Source organism: Sphingobium sp. LMA1-1-1.1, assembly GCF_040676365.1.
Classification (GTDB): domain Bacteria; phylum Pseudomonadota; class Alphaproteobacteria; order Sphingomonadales; family Sphingomonadaceae; genus Sphingobium.
The window spans coordinates 344169-362221 of record NZ_JBEGHS010000034.1 but is presented as its reverse complement, the minus strand read 5'-3'; the positions used below and the strand labels follow the sequence as shown (position 1 = coordinate 362221).

General features: G+C 65.4%; 13 protein-coding genes. 3 read left to right on the top strand and 10 right to left on the bottom strand.

Features of this window, described 5'->3' with window-relative positions:
- The first annotated feature begins 59 nt into the window (after positions 1–59).
- Entirely contained in the window at positions 60–572 is a 513-nt protein-coding gene (gene pal / locus MRBLMA1_RS15760; RefSeq protein ID WP_133653245.1) for a peptidoglycan-associated lipoprotein Pal, read from the top strand.
- Between the two features lie 82 nt (positions 573–654).
- On the opposite strand, the gene MRBLMA1_RS15755 is transcribed toward pal, so the two are convergent.
- The 7 genes from MRBLMA1_RS15755 to MRBLMA1_RS15725 form a co-directional block, all read right to left on the bottom strand.
- Entirely contained in the window at positions 655–2043 is a 1389-nt protein-coding gene (locus tag MRBLMA1_RS15755; RefSeq protein WP_363737944.1) for an efflux transporter outer membrane subunit, read from the bottom strand.
- A 52-nt stretch (positions 2044–2095) separates the two neighbouring features.
- The gene (locus tag MRBLMA1_RS15750) at positions 2096–2998 is read right to left on the bottom strand and encodes an efflux RND transporter periplasmic adaptor subunit (protein WP_363737942.1); all 903 of its coding nucleotides are present in this window, start codon (positions 2996–2998) and stop codon (positions 2096–2098) included.
- The gene (locus MRBLMA1_RS15745) at positions 2995–3210 is read right to left on the bottom strand and encodes a DUF1656 domain-containing protein (protein ID WP_363737940.1); all 216 of its coding nucleotides are present in this window, start codon (positions 3208–3210) and stop codon (positions 2995–2997) included. Before MRBLMA1_RS15745 ends, MRBLMA1_RS15750 begins: the two co-directional genes overlap by 4 nt.
- The gene (locus MRBLMA1_RS15740; protein ID WP_363737938.1) at positions 3207–5282 is read right to left on the bottom strand and encodes an FUSC family protein; all 2076 of its coding nucleotides are present in this window, start codon (positions 5280–5282) and stop codon (positions 3207–3209) included. The genes MRBLMA1_RS15745 and MRBLMA1_RS15740 overlap by 4 nt, the downstream gene beginning before the upstream one ends.
- A 43-nt stretch (positions 5283–5325) precedes the next feature.
- Positions 5326–5775, bottom strand: a complete 450-nt coding sequence (locus tag MRBLMA1_RS15735) for a MarR family winged helix-turn-helix transcriptional regulator (RefSeq protein ID WP_363737936.1) — start codon at positions 5773–5775, stop codon at positions 5326–5328.
- Positions 5776–5922: 147 nt separating this feature from the next.
- A complete protein-coding gene (locus MRBLMA1_RS15730; protein WP_133653240.1) occupies positions 5923–6225 on the bottom strand; it encodes a hypothetical protein in 303 nt (100 codons plus the stop codon).
- A 23-nt stretch (positions 6226–6248) separates the two neighbouring features.
- Positions 6249–9119 carry a M16 family metallopeptidase gene (locus tag MRBLMA1_RS15725; protein WP_363737934.1) on the bottom strand — a complete coding sequence of 957 codons (2871 nt, stop codon included), beginning with the start codon at positions 9117–9119 and terminating at the stop codon, positions 6249–6251.
- Between the two features lie 136 nt (positions 9120–9255).
- Between MRBLMA1_RS15725 and MRBLMA1_RS15720 the strand changes: the two genes are divergently transcribed.
- Complete coding sequence (locus MRBLMA1_RS15720; protein WP_363737932.1) at positions 9256–10890, top strand: M28 family metallopeptidase; 1635 nt, start codon at positions 9256–9258, stop codon at positions 10888–10890.
- A 101-nt stretch (positions 10891–10991) separates the two neighbouring features.
- Complete coding sequence (clpB, locus tag MRBLMA1_RS15715; protein ID WP_363737930.1) at positions 10992–13571, top strand: ATP-dependent chaperone ClpB; 2580 nt, start codon at positions 10992–10994, stop codon at positions 13569–13571.
- 89 nt (positions 13572–13660) lie between these two features.
- On the opposite strand, the gene MRBLMA1_RS15710 is transcribed toward clpB, so the two are convergent.
- From MRBLMA1_RS15710 to MRBLMA1_RS15700, 3 genes are all read right to left on the bottom strand, one after another.
- Positions 13661–16684: a TonB-dependent receptor plug domain-containing protein gene (locus MRBLMA1_RS15710; protein ID WP_363737929.1), complete on the bottom strand. Its 3024-nt coding sequence runs from the start codon at positions 16682–16684 to the stop codon at positions 13661–13663.
- A 321-nt stretch (positions 16685–17005) separates the two neighbouring features.
- Entirely contained in the window at positions 17006–17842 is an 837-nt protein-coding gene (locus MRBLMA1_RS15705) for a M23 family metallopeptidase (RefSeq protein WP_363737928.1), read from the bottom strand.
- Positions 17843–18052 carry a DUF2093 domain-containing protein gene (locus tag MRBLMA1_RS15700; protein ID WP_363737926.1) on the bottom strand — a complete coding sequence of 70 codons (210 nt, stop codon included), beginning with the start codon at positions 18050–18052 and terminating at the stop codon, positions 17843–17845.
- Position 18053: the final 1 nt, after the last annotated feature.

Sequence of the window (18053 nt, the reverse complement as noted above, 5' to 3'; positions counted from 1 at the left end):
GACGGAACCGAATCGTCCCGACTGCGTAACGACCTTCAGACCCTGTTGAGGAGCATCCGATGAAAATTTCCCGTCCTTTGCTGATGGCGACCGCCATCGTGGCCCTTGCCGCCTGCTCCAAGAAGCCGCCGCAGGAATTGCCCCCCGCGCCCGGCGGCGACAGTTCGGCGCAAACCGGCGCTCCTGCCGCCCCGACTGGCCCGGTCAAGGGCAGCCAGGAGGATTTCGTCGCATCGGTCGCATCCGATCGCATCCTGTTCGGCACCGACCAATATGATGTCGACGCGCAGGACCAGCAGATCCTGCAAAGTCAGGCCGCCTGGCTGCAACAGAACCCCAATGTCCGCGTGACCATCGAGGGGCATTGCGACGAGCGCGGCACCCGTGACTATAATATCGCGCTGGGCGAACGCCGCGCCAATGCGGCGAAGAATTATCTCGCTTCGCTGGGCATCGACGCCGGCCGCATCACCACCGTGAGCTATGGCAAGGAACGCCCCGCCGCGCTGGGTTCGGACGAGGCCGCCTGGGCGCAGAACCGTCGCGCGGTAACCGTCACGGTCCAATATTGATCATGTGAAGCTTTCGGGTCGCACCAGCTTCATGACCCCCGGAACAGCGATCTGATCAGATCGCTGTTCCGGGGTTTTCCTTTCAGGACCAGCCGCCGCCGAGCGCCAGGAAGACGGCAATCTGGTCCTGCACCAACTGCACCCGCGCCGCCGCCGCCGAAGCCTCCGCATTGGCGAGCGAGCGCTGCGCGTCCAGCAGGGACAGGAAATCGCCCCGCCCGAAGCGGAACAGCTTGCCTGCCTGCGCGGCCGAAACCCCCGCGCTGTCCCGCGCGCGGTCGAGAGCCGCCGCCTGATCGGCATGGCGACGATAGTTTTCCAGCGCCGTTTCCGTCTGGCGCAACGCCTCCAGCACCGTTCCGTCGAAGCGCGCCAGATCGGCCTGGACCTGCGCATCGGCCTGCGCGATCCGCGCCCTGACGACGGGACGGTTGGGAAAGCTCCAGCTTAACAGCGGTCCCAGGCTCATGCCGAAACTGGTCCCTGAACCCGCGCTTCTGAGCGGTCCCGACAGGCCCAGCGATCCACCAATGCTGATCTGCGGGTAGAGATCGGCGGTCGCCACCCCGACGCGGGCCGTGTCGGCGGCGATGCCGCGTTCCGCCTGCCGGATGTCCGGCCGTCGCCGGATCAGCGCAGCGCCATCACCCACCGGCAGGGCCGCACCCAGCGCCGGCAGGGTCGCGCAGCTTTCTACATCCTTCGGATAATCGGCCGGCGGCCGGCCCAGCAAGGTTGCCAGCAGATACAATCCACCCTGCCGCTGCGCGTCGAAGGCGGGCAGGCTGGCCTCGCTTGCGTCGACCGCCGCCTGCGCCCGGCTGACGTCGAAGGCCGTGCCCCGCCCTCCCCTGAACAGCCGCTGCGTGGCGCCCAGCGTTTCCCGCTGCAGCGCCACGACGCGCCGGTTGACGGCCAGCGAATAATTGGCGGCGCACACCTGCGCATAAGCGCGCGCCGTTGCCGCCGCCACGCTGACCCGCACATAGTCGCGCGCCGCCGCGACCGTTTCCAGATCGGCGGCGCTCGCCTCTATCGCGCGCCTGATCCGGCCGTTGAGGTCGAGCGGATAGGAGGCGGCAAGGCCCAGATCATAGCCGACCACGCCCGGCAGGCTTTCTGCCGTGCCCGAAGGCCGCGAAAGCGTCGCGCCCCCGCTGACCGTCGTGCCGATGGTGCGTGCGGCCTCCGCCTCGCGCAGGACGGCCTGCGCAGCGGTCAGGTTGGCGTCGGCGACGCGCAGGTCCCGATTGGCGACAAGGGCCTGTTCCACCAGCGCGTCCAGCCGGGGGTCGGCATAGAGCCGCCACCAATGATCGGGCAGATCGGCGTTGCTGAAGCGGGCATCCTGCGCCGACAGGAAGGCGCCCTGCGCGGCGGGAGCGGTTGCCGCCGAATTTTCGGGTGGACGATAGTCCGGACCCGCCGTGGCGCAGGCGACCAGTGCAAGGGCGAGGACAGGCGCCCCCATCCTTGCTCCGCGCCTTCGGCCGGAGGAAGAAAAGGCACCACTGGCCCGCATCTCACGCATGACGGCACCCCCCGGCCTTCGCATCCTTGCGCGCCGGTTCGATCGTCACGGTGGCTGTACGCCCGGCGATGAGCTTTACCTCCGGGGGCACCTGCGTCAGCTTCACTCGCACCGGGATGCGCTGGGCCAGCCGCACCCAGGAGAAGGTCGGCTCGACCGTCGGCAGCAGATTGCCCGAATCCGACCGGCTGCTGTCATTGATGCCATAGGCGATGCTGTCGACCCGGCCGTGCAGATCCTGCGCCTCCCCCATCAGGCGCACCGTCACGGGCGCACCGATGCAGACCAGCGGCAGCTTGGTTTCCTCGAAATAGCCCTCCACGCGCAGGCTGTCGCGGTCGACCAGCGCCATGGCCTGCTGCCCCGCCGCCACGAAATCGCCCGGATGAAGGTCGAGGTTCGTGACCACCCCATTGACCGACGCGGCCACCCGTGTCCGCCGGAGGTTGAGGGCGGCGGCATCCCGCGCGCTCATCGCTTCGGCCAGCGCCGCCTCCGCCGTCGCGACGCGGGCGACATTCTGCTCATGCGCTTCCTTCGCCACCAGATCGCCCAGCGCCACGTCGCGGGCCGCCTCCCGCCGGGCCTGGCCGAGCGTCGCCCTGGCGCTGGCGATCTGCGCTTCGGCCTGCTCCACCGCCAGCGCGTAGCGGGGCCGGTCGATCACGAACAGCAGGTCGCCCGCCTTCACCGCCTGATTGTCATGCACCGCGACGGAGGTGACGAGTCCGCCAATGTCGGGCGTCACCCGCACGACGTCGGCCCGCACCCGCCCGTCGCGCGTCCAGGGGCTGCGCTCATAATGATTCCACATCCACAGCGCGACGAGCACGGCTGCGATGACGAGGACGATGGTGGCGGCGCTGCGGGTCAGCGTGGCGGCAAAGCGGTTCATAGACGGATTCCAAGGGCGGGAACGAGGATGACGAGCGCGCCCAGCATCAGCACGAAGATGCTGAGGTCGACCGCCGCGCGATAAGCGAGGAAACGATAGAGGCCGAAGGCGCCGATCAACCGGGTTACGCCCCAGCTCAGGATCAGCGCCACCAGCGCCAGCAATAAAAGGGTCGGCACATAGACGCCGCCCAGGGCGATTTCTCCGGTCATGCCGGCTGTCCGATCGGCGAGGGTTTCCGATAGCCCTGACTGTCGGGGAAAAGATTGCGGCGCAGGCTGACCAGCGCAAGGATACCCTCCCGCCGGATCGCGGCGTCGGGATTATCGGACAGATGACTGATCGCGCCGTCGATATCGGTCAGCAGCGCCGGACGGGCCGGTTCCGGCGCATCCGGGTCCAGCCCGCGATAATGGGCGCCGACGCCCGTCAGCACATCGGCGAGCGGCGCGGCTTCATCGACGGGCAGGTCGAGCCGCAACTGCCGCAATTCGCCGATGGCAACGCCGGTCCGCAGGTCGCGGAGCGCGTCGTAGAGCGGCTGCCCGCTGTCGGAACGGACAGCGGCCAGCCGGGGCGCCAGCAGCGCGATGCGATCCAGCATCCGGTTGATCCAGCCGCGCAGGTCAGGCGGCGTCATCAGCGTGGCGCGATTGGCGATGTCGTTCCACCCTGCGCGCACCGTGCGCCGGATCGCCCGCTCCACCCCCGCCGACTGCAGCAGCCCGGCCATGATGATCGCGTACCAAATGCCGACCAGTTGGGCCACGGTGCCATTGGCATAGCTCGCGAAGGCGCCGACATACCGATCGGACAACAGCACTGGACTGCCCAGTCCCAGCAGCGTCGGCAAGGCGATGCCCATCCAGCGCGGCGAGGCCATCATGGTGCCCAACAGCAGCAGCATCGGCGCATAGGCGGCGGCCAGCATGGCAAAGCCGTCAAGGCGCGGCATGATGGCATAGCCATAGACCGCGCCCAGCAGCGAAGCGGCGATGGTGCCGATCATGAAACCCTTTAGCGGCGCCAGCGGATTGTCCGACCCCGCGAAGAGCGAAAGGAACACGCCCGCCAGCATGACCGCGCTGCCGCCGTCCTTCCATCCGCTGCCGATCCAGAGCGCGCAGCCCAGAGCCACGGTGACGAAGGCCGCGAATGCGCCGCGCGCCGCGCCGCCATAGTCCCTGTGCAGTTCCCGGTTGCGCCGCCCCTCCAGCAATTCGCCGACGCGGGCGCTGACCGCCTCCCGCCTGTGGGTCACCATCTGGTCATAGAGGTCGCGGCAGTCGCGATGCGCGGCAATCAGTGCGGCGAGGCGGGCAAAAAGGCTGAGGCGCATCATGTCCGCCCAGCCCATCTCCGCCCGCGCCGCCGGTTCCAGCGCGGAACATCGGGCGATCAGCGCGTCCGCCGCTGCATTGCGGACGGCGAGATCTTCGCCGGGGTTGACGATCCAGGCCCGGACATCCGCTATCAATGTTTCGACCTGCCGCGGCACGACGCCGCCACTGGCCGCCTTCAACATGGCCAGACGATCCTCCACCGCCGCGCCCAGCGGCAGCAGCAGCGAGAGTTGGTCCTGCATGGCGCGCACCGTTCGCACACGCGGCGCGAGGCGGCTTATGTCGAAGGGCAGATGCACCGACATCTGGTGCAGTTCGGTGATGTCCTGCGCCAGGCGGCGGCGTTCCTGCGCCAGCCCCTCCACCGGCTCCAGCGCGATGGCGTCATGCGACCAACGTTCTGCATCGCGCAGCATGGCCGCCGCGCGCGCGAGCAGCAGATCGGTTATGGAGCCGGGGAAGACAACACCGTGGACCAGGGTGCCGCACAGGATGCCGATGGTGATTTCCTGCACCCGCAGCGTCGCCACGGTGAAGATGGTCTGCGGCGTGTCGACGTCGGGAAAGACGATGAGGCAGGCGCTATAGCCCGCCAGCACGAACATATAGGATCGCGGCGTGCGATCGAGCAGCGAGACGAAAACGCACAAGGCCAGCCACAGCGCCATGGCGAGCGACAGCAATTCCGGCGCATTGACCAGAGGCGGCACGACGGCAACGGAGAAGATCGCCCCGGTCAGCGTGCCGATGATGCGGAACACCGCCTTGGAAATCACCGCACCGGCCAGCGGTTGCGCGACGATATAGCTGGTCAGGAATGCCCAATAGGGACGTTCCAGCCCGATGCTGAGCGCGACGTAGAGCGCCAGCATCGCCGCCGCGAAGCATTTGAGGGAAAACAGAGCCGCGGGCCAGCCCACGCGCTCGCCGAAGGCGTTCATGTCAGCGCTCGCATGTCGGACCATTCATGGCGGGTCGTCCCCGTTACGACTGACCCCGCCGCTCGGCCATGCGCCGCTCCAGCAGGTTCAGCAGGTTGACGATGATCTCGATGGCGGCGTCCGGCACACCCTCCAGCAATTCGCGCCGCAAATCCTCCAGCCGCGCCTCTATCCGGCCGATCAGTTCCCGGCCTTCCGGCGTGAAGGCGATTCGGTTGGAACGGCGATCATCGGGATTCGGCACGCGCTCGACAAGTCCCGCCGCCTGCAACTGGTCCAGGGTCCGCACCAGCGAAGGCTGGGTGATCCCCAGTTCCTCGGCGAGATCGGCCTGCCGCGCATCGGCGCCGAGCCGGTCGAGATAGATGAGGCACCAGGCCGCGCTGTTGGAAACGCCGAATTCGGCCAGCGCCAGATCGGCCAATTGCCGCCATTGCCGGGCCACCTGCGGCATTTTATGCGCCAGCGCGCGCTTCAACTCCGATCGGGACATTTTATTTAGATAGCTAACTAATCTCTTGCGTCAAGGGTTTCCGTTCCGCCCCGGCGCAATCGGGAGTATTTTCGGGCCAAGAAAATGGGGCTGGGAAGTCGCGCGCCCAGCCCTTTCCCAGCCTTCCAACCTCAGCCTGCCGATCCTTCAGGCCCGACGCGTACCCGAAAAGCCCGCCGTGCCGAAGGCGCCAAGCTGCATGGTGCCGGTGATGCTGTCGCCGCTCACTTCCGCCTCGCATTCCAGCGTCATCGGCATGGGCAGCGTCATGTTCATCTTCCAGCTCAGCTTGTTGCCCTCGACCTTGCCTTCTGCCACGTCGAGCGAGCCCATCATGCCGGCGAAGGTCCCGTGAAAGCCGTCGCCCGAGCTGATGACGGTCAGCACGCCGTTCTGGTCGCCCATCGGCGTCTTCGCCACGCAATCATAGGCGCCGTCCACTGCTGCCATAGCACTTCTCCTTTACGTAATCGTCAATCTGCCAATGTGCCCATTTCGACCGGAAGTCCGACCGCGTCAAGCTGTGGCTTCACCAGTTTCGCGTCGCCCACCACGACCCAGATCAGCCGGTCGGGATTGATCGCCTCCCGTGCTGCCTTGTCCATGTCCGCCGCCGTCATGGCGCGGTAGACGCCCGGAAGCGTCTCATAATAATCATCCGGCCGCCCGATCATCCGGTTCCGCATCATCGCCCCCAGCAGATCGGACGAGGTTTCGAAACTGCCCGGCAAGGACAGGATCTGGCTGTTGATCGTCTGGTTGCGTTCCGCCTCGGTCGTTCCCTTGGCGGTCAGGAAATCGCCGATGTCCTTCCGCGCGGCGACGATGGACTCGCCGGTCTTGTCGGTCTGCACCGGGGCATAGACCAGCAGCGGGATCGTCTCCTTGACGCCCGGCAGTGCGCTGCCCGCATAATAGGCCCAGCCCTTGGTCTCGCGCAGGTCCATGATCAGGCGGGATGTCGAGCTGCCGCCCAGCACTTCATTGGCGGTCAGCAGCGTCACCGGATTGTCGGTGCCCGCCTTGTTGGTCAGCTGCCCGGCAAGGATCATCGACTGGGGGCTTTGCGGCTTGTCGACCAGGATGATCCGCGAAGGCCGCATCATGCGGTCCATGCGGAACAGCTTCGTCCCCTTTGCAACCCTGGGTGCCTTCCAGTCGCCGAAGCGCTTTTCCAGCAGCGGCATCACGTCGGCCAGCGTCGTGTCGCCCGTCACGAAGATCGTCGCATTGTCCGGCCGAAGCCATTTGTCATGGAAGGCGACCAGATCGGGCCGCGTCACCGCCTTCACCCCGCTTTCCGTGCCGGAGCCGGTGAAGGGAATGCCATAGGGGTGCGCCTGTCCATAGAGCAAGGGCGGCAGCAGGCGCTGCGCGATCGGCATGGGTTCGGTCTTTTCCGCCGCGATCCGGGTCAGCACCTGGCCGCGCAGGCGTTCGACCTCCGCCGGCGCGAAGGCCGGGTTGCGGATCACGTCCGCCAGCAGGCCGAGCGAGGCGTCCAGATTCGGCTTCAGCGCATAGAGGCCGACATTGGTCGCATCCATGCCGTTGCCGGCGCTGATCGACGCGCCCAGCCGTTCCTGCTCCTCGGCGATCTGGATCGAACTGCGCGTTGTCGTGCCCTCGTCCAACAGCGCCGTGGTGAGGCCCGCCGTGCCCAGTTTCGCCTTGTCGTCGGCGGCGTTGCCCGCGTCGAAGGACACGGACACCCGCACCACCGGCACCGTCGCCCGGCGCGCGAACACCACCGGGATGCCGTTCTTCAAGGTCGCATGTTCGACCGCCGGAAACTCCAGGTCCTTGACCGGCTCGATCCCCGGCTCCGCGATCCTGGTCGGCAGGGGCGGGGTCGCCGCGACCGGCGCGGGCTTCTTGGGATCGCGGAAATAGGCCGGATGATGGGTGGCGTTGCCGGCCAGCGCATTGTCCTCCGCCGACCGCTCGCCCGGCGCCACGGTCAGCCGGAAGACCGGCCTTCCCAGCCATTTGCGCGCGGCATCGCTGACCGACTGGGGCGTCGCCGCGGCATAGGCGGCCAGATCCTTCTTATATTTGCCCGGATCGTTCGAATAGACGGCGCCTTCGGCCAGGGTCACCGCCTTGCCGCTGAAGCCGCCGACCTTTTCCAGCCCGCCGATGGTGCCCGAAAGCTGCTGCGTCGCGGCGCGCTGCACCTCGTCCGCCGTCGGACCCTTGGCAAGATAGTCGGCCAGAAGCTGGTCGAGCCGCTTGCCGACCGCCACCGGGTTCTGTCCCGGCTTCACGTCCACGGTGATCTCCGCGATGGAGAGCTTCTCGAAGGGCTGGATGTTCGCCTTCACGCCCACCGCGACCTTCTCGTCACGCACCAGTATATTGTCGAGGCGGGAGGAATTGAGGCCGCCGAACACCGCCATTGCAAGGTTCAGCGGGACCAGGTCGTCCGAATTCACCCCAGGCACGATCCAGTTGCGGTAGAGCCGGGTGGCGGCGACATTGTCATGCATCACCTTCTCGACATCCTTGTCGAGCGTGGGCACGGTCGCATCCACATCCTTGGGCGCGGGGCCGGCGAGGATGTTGCCGAACCATTTTTCGACCTTCGCCCTAGCCGTGGGCACGTCGATGTCGCCCGCCAGCACCAGCACGGCGTTGTTCGGGCCATAATGGGTCTTGAACCATGCCTGCACGTCGCCGAGGCTGGCGGCGTTCAGGTCCGCCATCGAACCGATGGTCGAATGGCGATAGGGGTGCCCTTCCGGCAGCATGGCGGCGAGCTGCGCATATTCGACCAGCCCATAGGGCTCATTCTCGCCCATCCGCTTTTCATTCTGCACGACGCCCCGCTGGGTATCGAGCTTGGCCTGCGTCACGGCGCCGAGCAAATGGCCCATGCGGTCGGATTCGAGGAACAGCGCCCGGTCGAGCGCCCCGGTCGGCACCGTCTCGAAATAATTGGTGCGGTCGAACCAGGTCGTGCCGTTCCAGTCGGTCGCGCCGATATCCTCCAGCCGTCCGAAAAAGGGTCCGTCGGCATTTTCCGAGCCATAGAACATCAGATGTTCGAACAGATGGGCGAAGCCCGTCTTGCCTGCCGGTTCGAAGCGCGATCCCACATGATACCAGATCGATACGCCGACCACGGGCGCCTTGCGGTCGGTGTGGACGATGACGCGGAGCCCGTTCTTCAACGTGAACTGCTCATAGGGAATGTTCACCGCCGCCACCAGGCTGGAGAGCGGCGCGGGCGCGCTGGCCGACGGCGCCACCGGAGCGGCCGCCGCCGGCATCGTGGGAACAAGCGCGAGCAAGGACAGGCCGATCATCAACATTATCCGGCGGGAAAAGGGGGAGAAGGTCATGAGCGCCTCATGATGGTCAGTGGATTGGCCGGCAGCATAGCGGGGCGCTTTAGCCGCGCAATACGCTTTCCGCTGGACAGGCGGGATGGGCGCGATAGGCTTTGCCTCCAACCATAAGAAGAGGTCTTCGCACCCGATGCGCCGTCATTCCCTCGCCTTCGTGTCCGCCCTCGGCCTTGTCCTCGCCACGCCCTACCCCTCCTCCGCTGAAACCGCGCCTGCCATCGGTGCGGACGCCATTCGCGCCGATATCGGTTTCCTGGCGGACGACCTGCTGGAGGGGCGCGACGCGGGCACGCGCGGTTATGACATCGCCGCCCGTTATGTCGCCGCCCGGTTCGAGGCATTGGGCCTGCGGCAGGTCATTCCCGATAGCTGGTATCAGCCCGTGACGCTCGCCGTGGCACGGCTAGACAAGGTGTCCGCGCCCTCGATCAGCATCGGCAACAGGCGCTTCGCCAATGGCGAGGATATCGCCATCGGCGCATTTGGACGCGAACCGCGGCAGAGCATGGAGGCGCAGGCCGTGTTCGTCGGCTATGGCCTGCAATCCGATCGCGAGAAGATCAACGATTATGCTGGCCTCGACCTCAAGGGCAAGTTCGCGGTTGCGCTGTCCGGCGCCCCGGCCGGCATGCCGAGCGAGATCGGCGCGCATCTCGCCGCCGAAAAGTCCCTGGCCGCGCAGCAGGCAGGCGCCGTCGGCCTTATCACCATACCCACCGCCAGCTATCTGGGCCGCACGCCGTGGGAAAAGATACGCGACCGGGCGCAGCACCCTTCGGTAAGCTGGATCGCCAGGGACGGCCAGCCCTATGTCCGCACGCCTGCCATCCGGGGCACCGCGACGGTGACCGGCGCAGCCGCCGACGCACTGCTCGCAGGGTCGGGCAAGAGCCTCGCCGCGATCCGCGCGCAGGCGGAAAGGAAGGGTGCCCGGCCCAGGGGATTCGCGCTGCGACCCACGGTCCGGATCGACCGCACCAGCATCGTCGAAACGGCACCCAGCCGCAATGTGCTGGCGGTTCTGCCCGGCGCCGACCCGGCGCTTTCGCATGAATATGTGCTGCTGATGGCGCATCTCGATCATCTGGGGATGGAGGAGAACGGCAAGGGACCGGACAAGGTCTATAACGGCGCGATGGACAATGCGTCGGGCATCGCCACCCTGCTTGCCGTGGCAAGGGCGTTCGCGGAGAGTGGGGAGCGACCCAGGCGGTCCATCCTGTTCGCGGCCGTCACCGCGGAGGAAGACGGGCTGCTGGGGTCGCAATATCTGGCGAAGAACCCTGTCCTGCCGGCAGGCGGCAGGCTGGTCGGGGTGGTCAATCTCGACATGCCGATCCTGACCTATGATTTCCATGACGTGATCGCCTTTGGCGCCGATCATTCGACCCTTGGGCCAATCGCAGAGAAGGCGGCCAGGGCGCAGGGCATCTCGCTTTCGCCCGATCCATTGCCGGCCGAAGGGCTGTTCACCCGGTCCGACCATTATCGCTTCGTCCAGGAAGGGGTGCCGGCGCTGTTCCTGATGACCGGCTTTGCGGGTCCGGGAAGGGAGGCGTTCGAACATTTCCTCAAGACCGACTATCACCAGCTTTCCGATCAGATGAGCCTGCCCTTCAACTGGGATGCGGCCGCGAAGTTCGCCAGGGTGAACTATGCCATTGCGCGGGAGATCGCGGACGAGCCGCAGGCGCCGCGCTGGTACAAGGGGGATTTCTTTGGAGATGCATTTGCGCCGGATGCGCCCAAGGCGACGAAACCATGAACGATCCGGTGAATTGATAGCGCATAAGGATATTTGCGTAGCGCCTCTTGTGTTGCTTTTATGCAACATTACATCGTGAGCAGCTTCACGAAGGGGATAGTATGAACCTCGAAAAATTCACTGACCGCGCCAAGGGCTTTCTCCAGTCGGCGCAGACCGTCGCGATCCGGATGAGCCATCAGCGCATCAGCCCGGAGCATTTGCTGAAGGCATTGCTGGAGGACCAGCAGGGCATGGCGTCCGGCCTGATCAAGGCGGCGGGCGGCGATGCGGGCGTGGCGTTGCGCGAAACCGATGCGGCGCTGGCCAAGGTTCCTGCCGTTTCCGGCAGCGGGGCGCAGCAGACACCCGGCCTCGACAACGACGCCGTGCGCGTGCTGGACAGCGCGGAACAGGTCGCGGCCAAGGCGGGCGACAGCTTCGTCACGGTCGAGCGGCTGTTGCTGGCCCTCACCCTGGCCACCACCACGGCGGCGGGCAAGGCGCTGAGCGCGGCGGGCGTGAAGGCGGAAGGCCTGAACGCCGCGATCAACAATCTGCGCGGCGGACGGACCGCCGACACGGCGGGGGCGGAGGATCGCTATGACGCGCTCAAGAAATTCGCCCGCGACCTGACCGAGGCGGCGCGCGAGGGCAAGCTCGACCCCGTGATCGGCCGCGACGAGGAAATCCGGCGGACGATCCAGATCCTGGCTCGCCGCACCAAGAACAATCCCGTCCTGATCGGCGATCCCGGCGTCGGCAAGACCGCCATCGCCGAAGGGCTGGCGCTGCGCATCGCCAATGGCGACGTGCCCGATACGCTGAAGGACCGCACGCTGATGGCGCTCGACATGGGCAGCCTGATCGCGGGCGCCAAGTATCGCGGCGAGTTCGAGGAACGGCTGAAGGGCGTTCTCGACGAGGTGAAGGGCGCGGAGGGCCAGATCGTCCTGTTCATCGACGAGATGCACACGCTGATCGGCGCGGGCAAGTCCGAGGGGGCGATGGATGCGGGCAATCTGCTGAAGCCTGCCCTTGCGCGCGGCGAACTCCATTGCATCGGCGCGACGACGCTCGACGAATATCGCAAATATGTCGAGAAGGACCCCGCGCTCCAGCGGCGCTTCCAGCCCGTCTTCGTGGGCGAGCCGACGGTGGAGGACACCATCTCCATCCTGCGCGGCCTCAAGGAGAAATATGAGCTGCACCATGGCGTGCGGATCACCGACGGCGCGATCGTGTCGGCGGCGACGCTCGGCAATCGTTACATCACCGACCGTTTCCTGCCGGACAAGGCCATCGACCTGATGGACGAGGCCGCCAGCCGCCTGCGCATGGAGGTGGAATCCAAGCCGGAGGAGATCGAGACGCTCGACCGGCGGATCATCCAGCTCAAGATCGAGCGGGAGGCGCTGAAGAAGGAGACGGACAAGGCGTCGCAGGACCGTCTGGCGGCGCTGGAGGAAGACCTGGCCAATCTGGAGCAGCAGTCGGCCGAACTGACCCAGCGCTGGCAGGCGGAGAAGGACAAGATCGCGGGCGAGAGCAAGCTGAAGGAACAGTTGGACGCCGCTCGCGTCGAGCTGGACCAGGCGCAGCGGGCCGGTGATCTGGCGAAGGCGGGGGAACTGGCTTACGGCCGCATCCCCGACCTGGAACGCAAGCTGGAGGAGGCCCAGAACGTCACCCAGGGCGCGATGCTGCGCGAGGAGGTGACGAGCGAGGACATCGCCTCTGTCGTCAGCCGCTGGACCGGCATCCCCGTCGACCGCATGCTGGAGGGCGAGCGGGAGAAGCTGCTCGCCATGGAAGCGGAACTGGGCAAGCGCGTCATCGGGCAGGCCGATGCGGTGAAGGCCGTGGCGACCGCCGTGCGCCGATCCCGGGCCGGATTGCAGGACCCGAACCGGCCGCTGGGGTCGTTCCTGTTCCTGGGGCCGACGGGCGTCGGCAAGACCGAGTTGACCAAGGCGCTTGCCGGCTTCCTGTTCGACGACGACAGCGCGATGGTGCGCATCGACATGAGCGAGTTCATGGAGAAGCATTCGGTCGCCCGGCTGATCGGTGCGCCTCCGGGCTATGTCGGCTATGAGGAAGGCGGCGTGCTGACCGAAGCCGTCCGCCGCCGCCCCTATCAGGTCGTGCTGTTCGACGAGGTGGAGAAGGCGCATGGCGACGTGTTCAACGTGCTGCTGCAGGTGCTGGACGACGGCCGCCTGACCGATGGGCAGGGCCGCACGGTGGACTTCACCAACACGATCATCGTGCTGACGTCGAACCTGGGCAGCCAGTTCATCGCTTCGCTGGCCGATGACGAGCCGGTGGAGAAGGTCGAGGATCAGGTGATGGACATCGTCCGCGCCCATTTCCGGCCGGAATTCCTGAACCGGCTGGACGAGGTGATCCTGTTCCACCGCCTGGGCGCGAGCCATATGGCGCCGATCGTCGACATCCAGGTGGCGCGGATCGGCAAGCTGCTGAAGGACCGCAAGGTGACGCTGGACCTGACCGACGGCGCGCGGGCGTGGCTGGGGCGGGTCGGCTATGACCCGGTCTATGGCGCAAGGCCGCTGAAGCGGGCGGTGCAGCGCTATTTGCAGGACCCGCTGGCCGACCTGATCCTGCGCGGCGAGGTGCCTGACGGGGCGACTGTGAAGGTCGATGAAGGCGACGGGGGGTTGAGGCTGGGGATTGGTTGAGCGTTTCAATCAGGACCGGATGAGACAAACAGAAAGGGCGCTTCCTGATGGAAGCGCCCTTTCCTTATACCCTTTCGGACCCGTGAAGATCAGTAGTTGAACTTCGCGCCGACGCGGAAGTAGCGACCAAGGATACCCTCGCCACCCTGGACCGGGTTATAGGCATGGGCGCCATAGGTGACCGGATCGATCGGAGGCATCTTGTCGAACACATTCAGCATGTTGGCATAGAAGGTGAACTGATCCGTCACCTTGACCTGCGCATTGAGGTCGAAGGTGATGTAGTTCTTCACGCGGCAGGGCACGAAGCGGTCCGGATTCTGGCCGCAATCCTTGTAGCCGTCACCCTGGTCCATCGCCGACAGGTCGTACCCGCCGAAGAAGTTGGTGGTGCCGCTGAGCGCGAATTTGCCGAAGTCCAACGTGTTGGTCCAGGTGCCGCGCCACTTGGGCGTGCCCGAACCGGCGGTCAGGTTGAAGTTGCCCAGCGTGCCATCATAGCGCTGCACCGAACCGTCGGGGAACTTGGTTTCCAGACGGATGATGTAGCTGGCCTCCAGCGAGCTGTTCCAGCGGATGCCGTCGCTGATCGGCAGGTCGAGATTGGCGCCGAAGTCCAGGCCTTCCGACTTGATCGTGTCGGCGTTGATGAAGCCGGACTGGACGAAGGCCACGCGCGGCTGACGCGGATCGCCCGGGGCGATGGGCACGTCCTCGATCACGTTGAAGCCCGCCGGGATCGGCAGACCGGCATAATAGGCCTGCAGTGCAGGCGTATTGTCCGCCGTGGTGATCGCGCCCGTCTTCTTGATGTTGTAATAGTCGACGGTGAAGGACAGGCCCCGCATCGGCTCGACCAGGATGCCGGCGGTGAAGCTGCGCGACTTTTCCGGCTTCAGATTGGGATTGGCCAGCGACGTCGCACCATAGGTGCCGCTGCGGATATATTGCGGACAGCTGCTGAAGGTCGCGACCGTACAGCCATATTGAGCCAGATAGGTGTCGTTGAACAGCGTCGCGCCATTGCCCACATAACCGGTCGTCGGGAAGGTCGCATTCGCCTCACCGAAGCTGGGGATGCGGAAGCCCTTCGAATAGGTACCGCGCAACAGCACCTGCCTGATCGGCTTCACCTTCACGCCGATCTTCGGCGAGAAATTGTCGATACCGCCGGAATAGCGGTCATAACGGCCCGACGCGTTGATTTCGACCTGGTCGATGATCGGCGCGTTCAATTCGGCATAGGCCGAATAGACGCGGCGATTGCCCTTCACGGCAAAGCCGTTCAGGCGATAATAGCGCTCCGTACCACCGTTGATATCCGAATTGATCGAGGGCGAATCGACCGCTTCGTAGCGGAACGACACGCCGAAGCCGAGCTGCAGCGGACCACCGGGCAGATCGAGCAGGTCGCCGCTGACATTCGCCTGCGCCTGCACCATGTCGGAGGTCGACGTCGCGATCGCCGTCGGCATCAGATAATCCAGGGTTGCCTGGCTGTTGGCGTTCGGATTGACGAAGTTGTAGCTGCCGTCGGCGATCACGTCCAACAGATGCTGGATATAGACATAGCCGTCCGACTTGCGGCGCAGGTCCATGTGCATCGCGGTCGCGTCGACCTGATAGTTCCACTTGTCGTTGATCGGTCCCTTGATGCCGATCGCACCGCGATAGGCGCGGGTGCGCGATTCGTCATGCTCGATCGAATTGGAAATGCGACCGATGATCGCGGCGTTCTGACCCGATGCCGCGAAAGGGTTGTTGGGGTTCAACGTGCCGTTGGCGGCGGTGCAGGCCACGGTCGTGCCGCGCGGGCAGACATAGACCGGCAGTTGCAGGATGGTGTTGCCGCCATAATAAGCCACATTGCCCGAGCTGCTGTAGCGCGGGAAATAGAAGGGTGCCGGCGCATTCGCACGAATGGTCGTGGGCAGGCCGTCATAGCTGACATCAGTCTGCAGGAAGTTGAACTGGGCATAGGCTTCGCTCGAATCGCCGACCCGGGCGGTGAAGCGGGCCGAGAAACCGTAGCGTTGAATATCCGGATTGATGACGCCGTAATTCTTGGTCAGGTCTTCCTGACAGACGGTCGACGGCGCACCCGCTGCGAGATTGTCCGCCAGTTCGGCAGGCGTCAGGGAATAGGAGGTGCTGCGGGCATTACAACCAGCGGGATTTAGAAGCTGATAGTTGCCGCTTTGAGTGCCGGTCAGCGAATTCGCGGGTCGGACGAAGAAGTTGCTGCCGGTGTTGGTGACGACCGGACTGAAACCCGGATAATTACCTTCACCGTCCAGGCCATCGACGACGTTGTTGGGGCCGCAATTGCCGTCATGGCAAACACCGCGATAGTCGTCGCTGTTATAGGGATAGCCGCGCTGGCTGTTCTTCAGCTGCTTGCTATTATAATAGAAGCCGCTGACATAGGCGTTATAGCCATTGTCCTCCAGATCGCCGGTGCCGGCGGTCAGCGACAGGCGATATTGCTGCCCGTCGCCGCGGCTGGAGATGCCGCTTTCCACGCGGCCGGCAACGCCCTTGAAATTCTTCTTGGTGATGACGTTGACCACGCCCGCGATCGCGTCCGCGCCATAGCTGGACGAGGCGCCGTCGCGCAGCACTTCGACATGGTCGACGATATCGTCGGGGATGGTGTTGAGGTCGACGAAGTTGCGCGTACCGTCATCCGACAGCGGGTAATAGGCAGCGCGCATGCCGTCGAACAGGACCAGCGTCGAGTTGGTCGACAGGCCGCGCAGTGACACGGCGGAAGCGCCGGCCGCAAATGCGCCGTTGGCCGAAAAGCTGTTGGTCAGCGCCGGGCCGTTATTGGCGGCTATGCGCTGCAGACCTTCCTGAACCGTGCTGATGCCGCGCTTGTCGAGATTTTCGACCGAGACGGTGGTGATCGGCGACGGGGTTTCGGCGTCGGTGCGGCGGATGATGGAGCCGGTAACGACGATCACGTCGCCGTTATCTTCAGGCGCTGCGCCCTGCGCCGCTTCCTGGGCGAAGGCGGGTGTGGCGAAAGCGGCAAAACCAGCGCCTGCCAATGCAAGCGCCTGCAGCGCCGCGCTTCCGCGCAGCCACGCGTTATTCGAGTTGGTCTTCACTATCCAGTCCCTTGCTCTGGAGGCCCGCGGATTGGCCCGCGTACTGTTTTGGACGCGTGAAGAGGGCGAAGAGCCCGACAGCAAAACCCTCTTCACGCGTGCTGCGGATTACTCTGCGCAGACGTTTTATGAGTGTAAAGCAGGGGAGAAGGTCAAAAATCGCATTTGATCTGAACTGTAGCAATTATGCCACAAACCCGAAAAACTCACATTGAACGGCTGTTTAACAACATTGTTACAGGTCCGAGTTTTCGGGCAAAATTTTACATTTCCGGCTCCGGCAAACGAACGAATAAAATTATAGTTCCGTGAAATATTGCTTCACTGCGGCGGCATTGGACCGGCGAGCAGAAGCGGGTCGATCCGGGCGTCATTCCACTTCATGGCCCAATGCAGATGGGGTCCGGTCGCCCTGCCGGTGGCGCCGATCGCGCCGATGCGCTGTCCCTGGACCACATGCTGGCCGGGAATCACATCGATCCGCGAGAGGTGCAGGAAGGCGCTGTTCAATCCATGGCCATGGTCGATCATCAGCAGATTGCCCTCCAGCGTGAAAGGGTGATCGGCCGCCAGCGTCGCCACTCCATCGGCCGGGGCCACCACCGGCTCGCCCGGGGCGCCCGCAATGTCGACGCCGCCATGATAGGCGCCCGGCTGTCCCTGATAAATACGCTGTGCGCCGAACAGGCCGGAGATACGGCCAAGGCGTGGCCAGATGAACCGCTGGCGCCAGCCCTGCGCGTCGGTCATTTCCTGGCGAGCGGCGGCGATCTGCTCCAGCTCCGGCTTTCGCAGGGCGAGGAAGGCCTGCGTGTTCCTGGTGGGGCGCAGCGGCGCATCGACCTGTTCGATCCGCCAATCCCGCGATGCGACGGCCAGGGTGCGCTCGACCATGGTTCCGTCGGCAAGACGCGCCCTCAGCCCGGCCTGCGGCGCGGCATCGCGATCGAAGGCGATCAGGAAGCGGCCATCGGCATCGACCGGCACCAGCTGGTCATCGAAACGCAGTTCGACGGTGCCCCTGGGCGCCGTGCCCAGCAACGCGCCGCCCTGCATGGGGGCGCCGTTCAGAACCAGTTCCGGACCGGCGGGAGCAGCGGACGTCGCGACCGTCATGCCGGCCACCGCCAGTGCCGCCGCGACGATCCAGCGCTTCATCTAGGATCCGCGCGCCTTCAGTTCGGCCTGGGCGGACAGTTCGGCGCTGGCATAAGGTTCCTGCCGCGATATGCTCCAGTAACGCAGGTCGTCCAGCGGGATCTTCCGTCCGCTGACGGCGCAGACCACATGGTCGCCCGCCTGCAGGACGCGAAAGCTGTAGGCCATATAGTGCAGCCGGGCCGGGCGGTCGCGGTTGGACATCAGCATG